The following is a 12,175-nucleotide window of genomic DNA, read 5'->3' as shown; positions in this document are numbered from 1 at the left end:
ATCTTCTGCACCCCGTCGAGGCCGGGCAGGATCGGCAGCAGCAGGCCGAACTGGGGCCGCTGGCCGAAATGGCGCTGCATGTCGCGCCCCATCGCCACGTTGAACTTCTGGTCGGTGCCGCCCAGTTCCAGGTCGGCCTGCACCGCCACCGAGTCGTACCCCTGCAGCAGGGGATAGAGAAACTCGTGCAGGCTGATGGGGGTGCCCGAGCCGTAGCGGTTGGCGAAGTCCTCCTTGGCCAGCATCTGGCCCACGGTGCTGATGCCCAGCAGTTCGATCACCTGGGGCAGCGCCAGGCCGGCGAGCCACTCGGAATTCCGGCGCACCTCCAGCCGGCCGGGGGTCTCGAAGTCGAGCAGGGCGCGCTCGGGGGGCTGGCCCTGGCCCAGCTGGGCCAGGTAGGTGGCGGCATTGGCCTCCACCGCCGCCGCATCGAGCTGCACCCGGGTGCTGCTCTTGCCGGTGGGATCACCGATGCGGGCGGTGAAGTCGCCGATGATCAGCACGGCCGTATGGCCGGCGTTCTGGAAGGCCCGCAGCTTGCGGAACAGAAGGCTGTGGCCGAGGTGGATGTCGCTGCCGGTGGGGTCGATGCCCAGCTTCACCCGCAGCGGCCGCCCCTGGCGCTCCGCCTCCGCCAGCCGGGCCTCCAGGCGCTGGTCGGGGTCGGGATCCCGGCCGGCGGGGAACAGGTCGGCCATGCCCCTGGCCAGGGCTTCGGGCAGGGGCGGCAGGGCCGGTGGTTGCGTCTGCTTCGCCTGGATTGCTTCGCCCATCAACGCCAGCCGCCTGCCTGGGGCGATGGTAGGCAGCCATGGTGCTGCGGTTGATCAGCCCAGCAGGGCCGCCACGGCGTCCGCGGCCCGCTCGCCACTGTCCACCGCACCCTCGAAGAAACCCGGCCAGCGCTCCGCCACCTCCGTGCCGGCCCAGAACACCCGGCCATGGGGTCGCAGCAGGGCCTCGCCGCTGCGGGTCCAGAGGCCAGGGGGCATCCAGGCGGCGAAGGCGCCACCCACGAAGGGTTCCTCGGGCCAGTTCTTCTCCACATATTCCAGTGGCTCCAGGGCCATCGGGCCGAAGTAGGCGGCCAGATCCTCCAGCACAGCGGCGCGGCGCTGCTCCGCCCCCAGGGCCGCCCAGCGCTGCCGACGCCGACCCACCACGAAGGCGGCGAGCACCCCCAGGCCCGTCTCCGGGTCGGAGCTGTCGGCGCACAGCTCCACCCAGGGGCGATCGCCGATGCCGATGCCGGACAGCCCCGACTCCCGCCACCAGGGCCGTCCGTAGGCGATCAGCACCTTGGTGCAGTTCCCCATGGCCATCCCCTCCTGAAGGGCGATCCGGTCGGCGGGCAACGCCGGCGTGAAGCGGATGGAGCCCACCCGTGCCGGCGGCATGGCCACGATCACGGCCCGGCAGCGGTGGCTGGAGCGATCGGTGATCACCTCGACAGCCGCCTCGCCCTCGGGCTGCTGGATGGCCGTCACGGGCTCCCCCAGCACCAGGGCGTCCCCCAGCTCCCTGGCCAGCAACGCCGGCAACTGGCCGGCACCGCCATGGATCAGGTCCTCCTCGGGGTGGTCCCCCTGGGACGCCGTGCGCTGCCCCCAGGCCACGTGCAGCAACGACACCTGATCCGGTTCGGCTGGCCCGAGAAAGCCGACGGCCCGGCAGAAATAGGCGAAGTACCAGGCGGCGAAGGGGGTGTGGGTGTGGGCATCGATCCAGTCCTGGAAGCTCAGCCGGTCGAGGGCGGCAGCATGGGGATGGTGGTGGGGATGGCCCTCTGGCAGGGACGCCACCAGCGCCTGGAACTGTTTCAGGGCCGCCATGGCGTCGTCCCAGTCGTGGCTGGGGACCGACGGCGGCTGCCCCTCCGGGAACCCCTGGAAGAAGCCGCTGAAGGTGCAGCGATGGGAGCCGAAGCAGAGGACCGTCTCGCCGCCGTGGGGCGAGGGGAACCGGCGCAGGCCATGGGCCTCCAGAAGGGCCAGAAAACGGCTGTGGGTGGGACCCACCCACTGACCGCCCAGGTCGACCCAGGCCGGCGTCCGGGCCTCTTCCAAGGGCAGGCGGGTGCGAACCATCCGGCCCCCCACCGAAGGCGCCGCCTCGATCACCCCCACCGACAGACCGGACCGGCGCAGCTGCCGCGCCGCCACCAGCCCCGCCAGCCCTGCTCCGACGACGACAACATCGTTCACGGGGTTCAGCCGGCGGCTTCCAGTTGGCTCTTCATGCGCTCCAGGGTGAGGGTCATCTGCTCGAACATCTGCTCCGGCGTGAGGCCGAACTGGCCGAGCTGGGTGCGCAGCTGTTCGACGGTGAGCTTGGCCTGGAAGTCCTCGGAGAGTTCGAAGCGCTTCATGAACACCTGGTAGCGCTCCATCATCTCCTCCATCCGTTCGATGTACAGCTTCTTGCCCTCGCGGTCGAACTTGCCATACTCGCTGCCGAGCTGCATCAGCTGCTGATAATCGGTGAACAGCCGTTTCGCCTCGTCCTGGACGATCTCGGAGTCGAAGAAAGCCATGGGGACGTCGGCTCCGGGCTGCTTGAGAGCTCGATTCTGCAGAGGCCGGGGGCGGCTGGGGAGTGCGGATCCACGTAATCACGCCACGGCCGCTACTGAATCGATGGGCAGCACCTGTTGAAGATGGATCTCCATCCGCTGGGCGGCCGAGCCCCCTGTTCCCGTGGACCTCACCCCCCTGCTGCCCCAGGTGCGTGACGATGTTCGCCAGGGACTGGTTCTGCTGAAAGGGGTCCGGCTGGTGCTCTGTCTGGGCAGCCGGGCCCAGGTGGCCCTGCTGATGGGAACCCCGGCCCGGATCCTGGGGGCCGCCACCACCGCCGCCGAGGGGCTGGCCCTGGTGCGCCGGCACCAACCCAGCCTGCTCCTGGTCAGCGACCGGTTGGAGGAGGGCTGCGGCGTCGACCTGGTGGTGCAGGTCAAGCGCCGCCATCCTGAGGTCCGCACCCTGCTGGTGGTGTCCCAGGAGCACCAGCTGGCCCTGATCCAGAAGGCCCTGCGCGCCGGTTGCGACGGCATCGTGCCGGAGTCGCGGATGCTGCATGGTTCCGCTCTGCAGGCCCTGCACGCCGTGCTCGGCGGCGGGTTGTACCTGGACCGTTCCCTGGTCGGCGCCTACCGCGCCGGCCAGGAGCCCGCCGCCGGGCACGAGCGGCTCAGTGCCCGTGAACGGCAGGTGCTCGACCGGGTGGTGCGCGGCCTGAGCAATCCCGAGATCGCCGGGGAGCTGATGGTGTCGGTCGACACGGTCAAGACCCACGTGCGCAACGTGCTCCTCAAGTTGCGGGTCAGCGGTCGCATCCAGGCGGTGGTCACCGGCCTGCAGCTGGGCCTGGTCGACTGGCCCCGGACAGGAGGCACCCGCTAGCGTCAGGCCCGACGTGCATGCAGGTGGGCCTCGATGGCAGGGCGCCACTGGCTGGATCCCCTGGCCCGGAAGCTGCTGGTGGCCACCGGGCAGCTGCCGCCGCCCCCAGCGGCCCCGGCCGACGAGGCGGTGGAACGGGAGCTGCTTGCCCTCAAGCTGGCCCACAACCCCGACCTGCGGCTGCGCGATGCCGCCGAGGTGCGTCACGCGGCCGCCCTCGGTTGGACGCTTGAGGTCAACCTGGCCGCCGCGGCCGACTGGCTGCGGTTGCCGGGTTGCCGGCCCGATCTGGTGGATCGGCTGATCGCCAGGCAGCGCGACGGCATTCAGTGGCGCGACCCCGGGGAGCTGGCCGGGGCGCTCCAGGTCCCTCCCGAGCAGGTGCTGATCTGGCTGCCGGTGCTTCGGTTCGCACGGCAAGGGGAGCCGGCGTCTGCCCGGGCGCCGGTGCCCCTGGCGATCAACCAGGCCTCCGAAGGCCTGCTGCGGGAGCGTCTCGGTCTGGCGCCGGAACGCTGCCGGCGGCTGTTGCGGGAACGGGACCGGGAGCCCTTCCGGGACCTGGCCGATCTGCAGCAGCGGCTGCAGCTGCCCGCCGATCTGGCCGAACGCTGGATCGGCCGCTTCCGCTATGCCACCGCCCCGGGTCCGACGCTGCCGCCGTCCCGGAGCCCGTCCCCATGAGCCGCCAGGGGGACCTGTTCACGGCCGCGGCCGGCGCCACCCCGTCCCCGGAGCTCCCCCTGCAGCGGCAGCAGCTGCTCGCCTGGCAGGGCCGGCTGGCCGAGCACCAGGGGCCGCTCTTCGCCGCCGCCAGCGCCGGTGGGGCCGTCCGCCTGCGGCAGGGGCAGCTCTTCCCGATGGCGGCCGACCCAGGCGATCCTGTCGACGTGGCGCGTCGCTTCGATCCCCTCAGCCTCAGTCCCCAGAGCCTCTCCTTCTGGCGCTGGCCCCGGCTGCCCCAGTGCGGGGCGGCTCTGTACCTGGTGATGGACCGTCCTGCGGGGCTGCCTATGCCGTTGCTGCTCTACGTCGGCGAGACAGGGCGGGCCGACCAGCGCTGGAAGGGAGACCACGACTGCAAGGGGTACCTCGCGGCCTATGGCGAGGCGCTGGCCCGGGTGGGGTTGGAGGCGCGGCCGAGCATCCGCTTCTGGAGCGACGTGCCGGCGGCCGTGTCCCCGCGCCGGGCCCTGGAGCAGGCCATGATCCGGCGCTGGCTGCCGCCGTTCAACAAGGAGACCCGGGAGCGCTGGGCCACCCCATTCACCGCCGACCCCGCCTGAAGGGCAGGGCCAGTCTGGCTACGATCACGGGTCGCCTGCGCTGGGTCCATGGAGTTTCGCTGTCTTGCCGTCACCCCTTCCGTCCCTGGTGCTCTGAAGGAGACATGGACGGGTGACACCCTGGTGCTGGGTCTGTTCGCCTCCGCCGCTGGCAGCGGTCGGGCCCTGGCCGAAGAGCTGGTGGGCGAGGGATTCGAAGCCTTGCTTCAACGCCGCCGTTTCGAGGGCAAGCCCGGCCAGACCATCACCCTGGAGCGGCCGGGGGGCTCCCCGGCCAGCCTGATCCTGGTGGGCCTGGGGGATCCGGCCGACTTCGGCCTCGAGGCCCTGCGCCAGGCCAGTGCCGAAGCGGCCCGTGCCGCCGCCAGTGCCGGTGCCGTGGAGCTCGGCCTCTGGCTTCCGGTCGAGGGGCTGGAGCCGGCGGCGGCCACCGCCGCCATGGCCGAATCGGTGCGGCTCGGGCTCTATGCCGACCAACGCTTCAAAAGCGAGGCGGAACCCCCGTCCCTTCCCTCCCGGGTGAGCCTGCTCGGCGTTGCGGCAGGGGCCGAGTCGGGCCTGGCCCATGTGGCGGCCATCTGCAGCGGCGTGGAACTGGCCCGGCGGCTGGTGGCGGCACCACCCAACAAGGCGACCCCCCAGTCCCTGGCCGAGGAGGCCGCCGCCATCGCCGACGCCTTCGGCCTCGAGCTCAAGGTGCTGGAGCGGGACGACTGTGAGGCCCTCGGCATGGGGGCCTACCTGGGGGTGGCCCAGGGCTCGGATCTGCCCCCCAAGTTCATCCATCTCACCTACCGGCCCGCCGGCGAGGTGACCCGGCGGGTGGTGCTGGTGGGCAAAGGGCTCACCTTCGATTCCGGCGGCTACAACCTCAAGACGGCCGGCTCCCAGATCGAGATGATGAAGTACGACATGGGGGGCAGCGCCGCGGTGCTGGGGGCCGCCCGTGCCATCGCCGAAATCAGGCCTGCCGACCTGGAGGTGCACGTGATCGTGGCCAGCTGCGAAAACATGATCAGTGGCGGCGCCATCCACCCGGGTGATGTGCTCACCGCCTCCAACGGCAAGACCATCGAGATCAACAACACCGATGCGGAGGGGCGGCTCACCCTGGCCGATGCCCTGGTCTATGCCTGTGGCCTGGAGCCGGATGCCATCGTCGATCTCGCCACCCTCACCGGCGCCTGCGTGATCGCCCTCGGCGAGGAGATCGCCGGGCTCTGGTCCCCCAGCGACGGCCTGGCCGAGGCCCTGCTCAGCGCCGGCAACGCCGGCGGGGAGGCGTTCTGGCGCATGCCCCTGCGCCCCTCCTACAAGAAGGGGCTCAAGAGCCCCATCGCCGACATGAAGAACACCGGGCCGCGGCCGGCGGGCTCGATCACCGCCGCCCTCTTCCTGCAGGACTTCGTCACCAAGGGGCTGCCCTGGGCCCATCTCGACATCGCCGGGACCGTGTGGACCGACAAGGCCCGCGGGGTGGATCCGGCCGGGGCCACCGGTTTCGGAGTGCGCACCCTGGTGGCCTGGCTGTTGGCGGGTGCGGCCAGCTGAACCCCTTCACCTCCGGCCCTGCCGGATCAGGCGGCTGAAGGTTGCGGCCTAGGTTTGCTCCCAGACCAGACAACGCATCGCTCCATGGCCGTTCACAAGATCCGCTGGTACGTGAAGGCCCAGCTCGGTGTGCTCCTGCTCCCCGCCGGCCTCTGCCTGTTTGGAGAGGGGGTGATCCGCAAGGGCATCCAGACCTGGTCGGCCCTGGCGGCAGCGGCCGATCAGGGGCAGTCACTGCCGGAGGCCGGTCCCTGGGTCTGGTACGGCGCCCTCGGACTGATCCTGATCAACGCCGGCGTCGGTCTGATGGTCGAGAGCGGTCTGCTGCGCGGCTATCCCCGCACCCCGCCCCGCGCCTGAGGCTCAGACCGCCACCGGCTCGGTGTCGCCCCTGCCGGGCACGGGGACATGCAGTTCGGCGGGAGATTCGAGGCGATGGATCTGCCAGGTGGCCTTCTCACCAAAGCTCGCCTGCAGCTTGTCGAGGTCGTCGGACGCCTGCCTGGGGCTCGTGTAGGGCCCGATATGGCGCGTCTGCAGACCGTCACGGATGGTCAGCAGATACATACAGAAGACCTCCCGTGAACGGACAAACGCTAGGGCATCCTTCGGGGTCGCGACAGGGTGGAAAAGCACCGTGTCTGCATCTCTTTGGCCGGAGTCGGCTCAGCTGCCCTGCCAGCGCTGACTGCTGCGGGCCCGCCGACCCCAGACCGTGTCCAGGCGCCGGTCGCGCCCGCAGGACCAGCGGTAGTAGTTGTACCGGACGCCATTGCGCTTGGCGTAGTTCTGGTGGTAGCCCTCCGCCGGCCAGAACTTGGCCAGGGGGCGGATCGCCACCTTGATCGCGGCCGCCGGCTTGCCAAGCTCCCGGGCCGCCGCCACGAGGCTGTTGCGGGCCTCCACGGCCTGGTTGGCGCTGGTGGTGAAGATCACCGGCCGGTAGGAATCGCCGCGGTCGCAGAACTGACCGCCGCCGTCGAGGGGATCGATGTTGCGCCAGTAGGCCCGCAGCAGCGTGTCGTAGCGGATCTCGTTGTTGTCGAAGCGCACCCGGACCACCTCCTGATGGCCGCTCCCCCCGGCCGAGACCTGCTTGTAGGTGGGGTTGGCGCCCTTGCCGCCGCTGTAGCCGCTCTCCACGTCCAGGACGCCGGGAAGCACCTCCAGATCGTGCTCCAGGCACCAGAAACAACCTCCGGCCAGCACCGCCTCCTCCGTGGCCGCCAGGGCTGGAGCCACCGGGCCCCCCAGGGCGAGCAGCAGCCCCAGCAGCAGCGCGATCAGTCGCATGACGTTTGTCCCGAAAACGGTTCGAGGATCGCCGTCGCCGCCCTGCGGGTGACGCCCGGCTCCCCCAGCTTCTGCCGAAGCCGAACGTAGCCCTCCTGCACCCGCTCCCGTGCCCCGGAGGCGGGCTCAAACAAGGGCAGCAGGGCCGCCAGGATGGCGTCCGGGGTGAAAGCGTCCTGCAGCAGTTCCGGCACGAGCCGTTCCCCCAACACCAGGTTCACCGGGGAAATGTGGGCCACGTTGAAGTGGATCACATGTTTCGCCAGGAACGCCGTGGGCCGGCTCACCCGGTAGCCGGTCACCTGGGGCACCCCCCGCAGGGCCAGTTCCAGGTTGGCGGTGCCGGATTTGGTCAGGGCGGCGTCGGCCGCGGCACAGAGCAGGGGCCGCAGGGCATCGGCCTCACCGGCCGGGATCACCCGCACCGCCGTGGCTCCGGCCGCCCGCATGGTTTCCGCTAGGACCGCCTCGAACCCCGGCAGGCCCGCCGGCAGCAGCACCTGCAGATCGGGCCGCTGCCGCTGCAGCAGGGCCACCGCGGCGGCCATGGGCGGCAGCACATAGCGCAGCTCCTGCCGCCGCGAGGCGGGCAGCATCAGCAGCACCGGCGCCTCCTGGGGCAGGCCCAGCCGCTGGCGGGCCTCCTGGCGCGAGGGTCGCTGCTGGAGGGTGTCGATCAGGGGATGGCCCACCCAGGTGACCTGGGCGCCGCGTGCGGCGTAGAAGCTGGCCTCCTCCGGGAAGATGGCCAGGATGCGGTCGGTGAAGCCGATCAGCCGGGTGGTGCCGCCGTCACCGAGGCGGAAGGCCCACTCCTGGGGGGCGATGTAATAGGTGATCGGCACATCGGGGTACAGCCGCCGCAGGCGGAGCCCCAGGTTGACGTTCGCCCCCATGTAGTCGATCAGCACCACCGCATCCGGGGGGTGCTGGCGCAGCCAGCGGCGCACCCTGGCCTGCAGCTTGAGGGTGGGGATGACCAGGGGGATCGGTTCCCACAGGCCGATTGCCCCGAGCTTGGTGGTGTCCGCCAGGAGTTGGGCGCCGGCCCGCTCCATCCTGCTTCCCCCAAGGGCCACCACATCGAGGGGCAGGGAGCGGCGGGCGGCCTCCTCGTGCAGGGCCTTGACCAGCAGGGATCCCTGCAGATCACCGGAGACCTCTCCGGTGCTGACCAGGAGTCGCACCATCAGCGCTGGGCCGGCAGCGGTCCGCGCCGGCCCGGCCCCACCGAGGCCTCCAGAAAGGCGCACAGCTCATCGGCTGCGGCCAGCAGGGGACGTTCCCGCGCCTGCCGCAGGGCGGCCGCCAGCACCAGATCGCTGCGGTAGATGAGGGTCCAGAGATCCTGCAGCTGGCGGAACTGGGCGCCATCGTCGAGCTGGGCCACGCCGCTGCGTCGCAGCCCGACACGGTTCAGCCCCCGAATGCGGCCGGGATGGCCCTCCACCGTCATGAACGGGGGCACGTCGCGGTCGATGCGGCTCATGCCGCCCACCATCGCCAGACTGCCGATGTGGACGAACTGGTGGATGCCGAGCACGCCACCGATCACGGCCCGGTCCCCGATCACCACGTGGCCCGCCACCGCGACACCGTTGGCGATGACGATGCGGTCGGAGAGCTGGCAGTTGTGGCCGATGTGGCTGTAGGCCATCAGCAGGTTGCCGTTGCCCAGGACGGTGCTCTCGCCTTCGGCCGTGGCGCGGTTGATGGTGACGCACTCCCGGATCGTGTTCTCGTCCCCCATCACCACTTCGGTGGGGGCACCGCCGTACTTGAGGTCCTGGGGCTCGAGGCCGATGCAGGCCCCCGGGAAGATCCGGTTGCCCTTGCCCATCCGCACCCGCCCGTCGATCACGACGTGGGGGCCGATGCGACTGCCTTCGCCGATCTCCACCTCCGGACCGATGACCGAATAGGGGCCGATCTCCACGCCCGGGGCCAGGCGGGCCCTGGGATCGACCAGGGCCGTGGGATGGACGGATGTCGTCATGGCGGTACTCGACATCGCGTCAGTCCACGAGCGAGAACATCAGCTCGCCCGAGCAGACCCGCTCGCCATCGACCGTGGCGGTGGCGTGCACCTTGCCGAAGCGTTTGCGCTTCAGGCTGAGCAGTTCGCAGGTGATCAGGAGCTGGTCGCCGGGCACCACGGGCCGCCGGAAGCGCACACCGTCGATGCCCGCGAAGACGAACAGGCCCTTGGGCAGATCGGGCATCTGGGTGACGATCAGGCCCCCCACCTGGGCCATGGCCTCAACGATCAGGACACCGGGCATCAAGGGGCGGCCCGGGAAATGGCCCTGGAACTGCGGTTCGTTGAAGGTGACGTTCTTGAGCGCCACCGCCCGCTTGCCGGGGACGTACTCCACCACCCGATCCACCAGGGCGAAGGGGTAGCGATGGGGGAGCAGGTTGAGGATCTGCTCGCTGCTGAGCACCACGGCCCGGGCCGCATCGGCGTCGGGGCAGGCCGCTGGGGCGGCCTCAGGAGCGGCGGAAGGAAGAACGGTCAAGGAATCAGTGGGTCGGTACGGGCACGGGCAGGCGGGATGCCTGGGCCGCAAGGGCCGCGGCCATGGCGGTGTGCAGTCCATGGGAACCGCGGTAGGCGAAGACGTGGGCCCTGGGCAGGCCCACCAACGCCAGATCTCCCAGCAGGTCCAGCAGCTTATGGCGCACCGGTTCGTCAACGAAGCGCAACGGCGGATTGACCCAGCCGTCGCCGTCACAGACCAGGGCATTGTCGAGGGCACCACCGCGGATCAGGCCCGCGGCCAGCAGCTGCTCCACCTGCTCCCGGAAGCCGAAGGTGCGGGCCGGGGCGATCTCCGCCACAAAGCTCTCCGGGGTGAGGTCCAGGCCATAGAGCTGGCGGCCGATGGCCGCCTGGGGAAAGTCGATGGCCGCCGCCAGGCGCAGCCGGTCGGCCGGCAGGGCCACCACGAAGCTCTGGCCCTGCTGAAGGGTGACTGGCAAGGGCGGCAGGGGGGGCTCGAGGCGCTCACCCCGGCTGCTGATCCCCGCCTCGCCGATCGCTTCGACCCAGGGAAGCCCCGAGCCGTCGAGCAGGGGGATCTCCTCCCCGTCCACCAGCAGCTCCGCCTGGCTCACCCCGGTGCCGGCGAGGGCCGCCAGCAGGTGCTCCACCGTGGCCAGGCGCCGATCCCCCAGCTCCAGGCAGGTGCAGAGGCGGGTGTCACTCACCTGGGAGGGGCCCAGTTGCTGCAGGGGCCGTTGCGGGTCGTCCAGCCAGCCCAGCCAGTAGCCCGGCCGTTGCGAGGGGCCGAGGCGGACCCGGGAGACGGCGCCGCTGTGCAGCCCGACCCCGGTGCGCTCCACGCAGGAGCTCAGGGTCCACGCCTGGCGATAGTCGCTGGGCCAGCTGGTCACTAGAACTTCCAGCCCACGCCGAGGTTGAAGCGCCACTCGCCGGTGAAGTCCTGGCTGGCCACCTCCAGGCGCAGAGGGCCGACGGGGGTGGTGACGATCAGGCCGGTGCCGATCGAGAAGCCGGAGCCAGGCTTGTTGAGCAGGCCGCCCAGGTTGCCGGGCACGTTCGTCTGGCTGCCGAAGGTGGTGCCTCCGTCGATGAACAGCTCTCCGCTGACGATGCTGAACAGGGGGAACCGGTATTCGATCGTGGCCTCACCGAAGCTACGGCCCACGCCGAGATCGCAGTCGAAGTAACCCCGCACCGAGTTGCCGCCGCCCAGGCAGAAGGCCTCATAGGGCGGCAGATCGCCGATCACCGTGCCGGCGGACACCTGGAAGGCCAGGGCCTGTTTGCAGTCCTCGGTTTCACCGGCCTTGGGCCGGCACCCCTTGTAGAACTTCAGCCAGCGGACCGGGATGTAGTGCGTGAAGCTGCCCCGCAACCGGTTGAAGGTGGGGGAATCGGGACCCACCGAGATGAACTGTTCGGTGCCGAGGCTGAGGAAGTTGCCCTTGGTGGGGTTGCGGGGGTCGTTGAGGGTGCTCATCGTGGCCGCCAGCCGCAGGCCCACCAGCTGGTTGCGGGCGGCGCAGTTGTAGGCCAGGCAGATGATCGAGTTGGTGGGAGCGGAGAACAGCGCCGTGGATTCGTTCGGGGTGGCCAGACCAAAGCGGCGCGAGGTGCCGGAGAAGTCCATCGGCGTGGCCACCTGACCGGTCAGACCGAGCAGCACGGTCCAGGGGGCGCGCTTGAAGGGGTTGCCGCCGTTGAGCGGCCGCACGAACTGGACGTTGGCGCCGACGCGCTGGATCAGGACGCTGTTGCCGTCGAACTGGAACCAGCTGAGGTTCTGACCGGCGGTCTCGGCAGCGATGCGGGCCGCCGTCACCGAAGGGAAGACGTCGAGGAGGGGGTTGAACGGCGAGAAGATGTTGTAGGCGACCTGGGTCCCAGGGGCCTGGTAGAAGTCGGAGACGGTGAAGATGTTGCCGTTGTTCTGGCTCTGGAACACCTGGGGGGCGTCCCGGCTGATGAAGGCCTTGAACCGGAAGGCTGTGCGGAACTTGTCACCCTTGATCCAGGGGTCGCTGAAGGAGATGTCGGCCAGGCCGCCGAACTGGCCGTAGGTGAAGCTGGTCGAAAGGTCCCAGGCGCGGCCGAACAGGTTGCTGTCCTGCACCTGGATCTGGCCGAAGACCCCC

The 12,175-nt window shown here is 70.4% G+C and carries 15 protein-coding genes; 5 read left to right on the top strand and 10 right to left on the bottom strand.

What is annotated here, in order from left to right:
* The 3 genes from tyrS to KBZ04_RS08165 all read right to left on the bottom strand — a co-directional run.
* Positions 1-776, bottom strand: a 776-nt coding sequence (gene tyrS, locus KBZ04_RS08175; RefSeq protein WP_254991459.1) for a tyrosine--tRNA ligase, incomplete at its 3' end; no start/stop codon positions are given.
* 54 nt (positions 777-830) lie between these two features.
* A complete protein-coding gene (locus KBZ04_RS08170; RefSeq protein ID WP_254991458.1) occupies positions 831-2,207 on the bottom strand; it encodes a flavin monoamine oxidase family protein in 1,377 nt (458 codons plus the stop codon).
* Between the two features lie 5 nt (positions 2,208-2,212).
* Positions 2,213-2,536, bottom strand: coding sequence for a DUF1825 family protein (locus KBZ04_RS08165; RefSeq protein ID WP_254991456.1), 324 nt, complete (start codon positions 2,534-2,536; stop codon positions 2,213-2,215).
* A 163-nt stretch (positions 2,537-2,699) separates the two neighbouring features.
* Between KBZ04_RS08165 and KBZ04_RS14280 the strand changes: the two genes are divergently transcribed.
* The 5 genes from KBZ04_RS14280 (at position 2,700) to KBZ04_RS08140 (ending at position 6,601) form a co-directional block, all read left to right on the top strand.
* On the top strand, positions 2,700-3,404 hold the full coding sequence (locus tag KBZ04_RS14280) for a response regulator transcription factor (RefSeq protein WP_254991455.1): 705 nt from the start codon (positions 2,700-2,702) through the stop codon (positions 3,402-3,404).
* 33 nt (positions 3,405-3,437) lie between these two features.
* Positions 3,438-4,088, top strand: coding sequence for a hypothetical protein (locus tag KBZ04_RS08155; RefSeq protein ID WP_254991454.1), 651 nt, complete (start codon positions 3,438-3,440; stop codon positions 4,086-4,088).
* A complete protein-coding gene (locus KBZ04_RS08150) occupies positions 4,085-4,690 on the top strand; it encodes a GIY-YIG nuclease family protein (protein WP_254991453.1) in 606 nt (201 codons plus the stop codon). The genes KBZ04_RS08155 and KBZ04_RS08150 overlap by 4 nt, the downstream gene beginning before the upstream one ends.
* Before the next feature lie 48 nt (positions 4,691-4,738).
* Positions 4,739-6,241 (top strand): leucyl aminopeptidase, encoded by a 1,503-nt coding sequence (locus tag KBZ04_RS08145; RefSeq protein ID WP_254991451.1) that lies wholly within the window; start codon positions 4,739-4,741, stop codon positions 6,239-6,241.
* 84 nt (positions 6,242-6,325) lie between these two features.
* Positions 6,326-6,601 (top strand): hypothetical protein, encoded by a 276-nt coding sequence (locus KBZ04_RS08140; RefSeq protein ID WP_106220326.1) that lies wholly within the window; start codon positions 6,326-6,328, stop codon positions 6,599-6,601.
* A gap of 3 nt (positions 6,602-6,604) precedes the next feature.
* Here KBZ04_RS08140 and KBZ04_RS08135 read toward each other — a convergent pair whose 3' ends face one another.
* From KBZ04_RS08135 to KBZ04_RS08105, 7 genes are all read right to left on the bottom strand, one after another.
* Positions 6,605-6,808, bottom strand: a complete 204-nt coding sequence (locus KBZ04_RS08135; RefSeq protein WP_254991450.1) for a hypothetical protein — start codon at positions 6,806-6,808, stop codon at positions 6,605-6,607.
* Between the two features lie 99 nt (positions 6,809-6,907).
* Positions 6,908-7,534: a peptide-methionine (S)-S-oxide reductase MsrA gene (gene msrA, locus KBZ04_RS08130; protein ID WP_254991449.1), complete on the bottom strand. Its 627-nt coding sequence runs from the start codon at positions 7,532-7,534 to the stop codon at positions 6,908-6,910.
* Positions 7,525-8,724 (bottom strand): lipid-A-disaccharide synthase, encoded by a 1,200-nt coding sequence (lpxB, locus tag KBZ04_RS08125; RefSeq protein ID WP_254991448.1) that lies wholly within the window; start codon positions 8,722-8,724, stop codon positions 7,525-7,527. Before lpxB ends, msrA begins: the two co-directional genes overlap by 10 nt.
* On the bottom strand, positions 8,724-9,530 hold the full coding sequence (gene lpxA, locus KBZ04_RS08120; protein WP_254991447.1) for an acyl-ACP--UDP-N-acetylglucosamine O-acyltransferase: 807 nt from the start codon (positions 9,528-9,530) through the stop codon (positions 8,724-8,726). Before lpxA ends, lpxB begins: the two co-directional genes overlap by 1 nt.
* Before the next feature lie 19 nt (positions 9,531-9,549).
* The gene (fabZ, locus tag KBZ04_RS08115) at positions 9,550-9,978 is read right to left on the bottom strand and encodes a 3-hydroxyacyl-ACP dehydratase FabZ (protein WP_254944405.1); all 429 of its coding nucleotides are present in this window, start codon (positions 9,976-9,978) and stop codon (positions 9,550-9,552) included.
* 79 nt (positions 9,979-10,057) lie between these two features.
* Positions 10,058-10,930 carry a UDP-3-O-acyl-N-acetylglucosamine deacetylase gene (lpxC, locus tag KBZ04_RS08110; protein WP_254991446.1) on the bottom strand — a complete coding sequence of 291 codons (873 nt, stop codon included), beginning with the start codon at positions 10,928-10,930 and terminating at the stop codon, positions 10,058-10,060.
* On the bottom strand, positions 10,930-12,175 hold a 1,246-nt coding region (locus tag KBZ04_RS08105), incomplete at its 5' end, for a BamA/TamA family outer membrane protein (RefSeq protein ID WP_254991445.1). The genes lpxC and KBZ04_RS08105, both read right to left, overlap by 1 nt.

The sequence above is a fragment of the Cyanobium sp. N5-Cardenillas genome (assembly GCF_024345515.1).
Lineage (GTDB): Bacteria > Cyanobacteriota > Cyanobacteriia > PCC-6307 > Cyanobiaceae > Cyanobium.
Note: the sequence above shows the minus strand (reverse complement) of the source record. Positions and strands in the feature narration are given on the sequence as shown.

Bases quoted from the DNA above. Each gene is read 5' to 3' on its own strand.
- KBZ04_RS08145 (WP_254991451.1), top strand. From the start codon at position 4,739: ATGGAGTTTCGCTGTCTTGCCGTCACCCCTTCCGTCCCTGGTGCTCTG.
- KBZ04_RS08135 (WP_254991450.1), bottom strand. From the start codon at position 6,808: ATGTATCTGCTGACCATCCGTGACGGTCTGCAGACGCGCCATATCGGG.
- KBZ04_RS08150 (WP_254991453.1), top strand. From the start codon at position 4,085: ATGAGCCGCCAGGGGGACCTGTTCACGGCCGCGGCCGGCGCCACCCCG.
- KBZ04_RS08140 (WP_106220326.1), top strand. From the start codon at position 6,326: ATGGCCGTTCACAAGATCCGCTGGTACGTGAAGGCCCAGCTCGGTGTG.
- KBZ04_RS08155 (WP_254991454.1), top strand. From the start codon at position 3,438: ATGGCAGGGCGCCACTGGCTGGATCCCCTGGCCCGGAAGCTGCTGGTG.
- msrA (WP_254991449.1), bottom strand. From the start codon at position 7,534: ATGCGACTGATCGCGCTGCTGCTGGGGCTGCTGCTCGCCCTGGGGGGC.
- lpxB (WP_254991448.1), bottom strand. From the start codon at position 8,724: ATGGTGCGACTCCTGGTCAGCACCGGAGAGGTCTCCGGTGATCTGCAG.
- lpxA (WP_254991447.1), bottom strand. From the start codon at position 9,530: ATGACGACATCCGTCCATCCCACGGCCCTGGTCGATCCCAGGGCCCGC.
- KBZ04_RS08165 (WP_254991456.1), bottom strand. From the start codon at position 2,536: ATGGCTTTCTTCGACTCCGAGATCGTCCAGGACGAGGCGAAACGGCTG.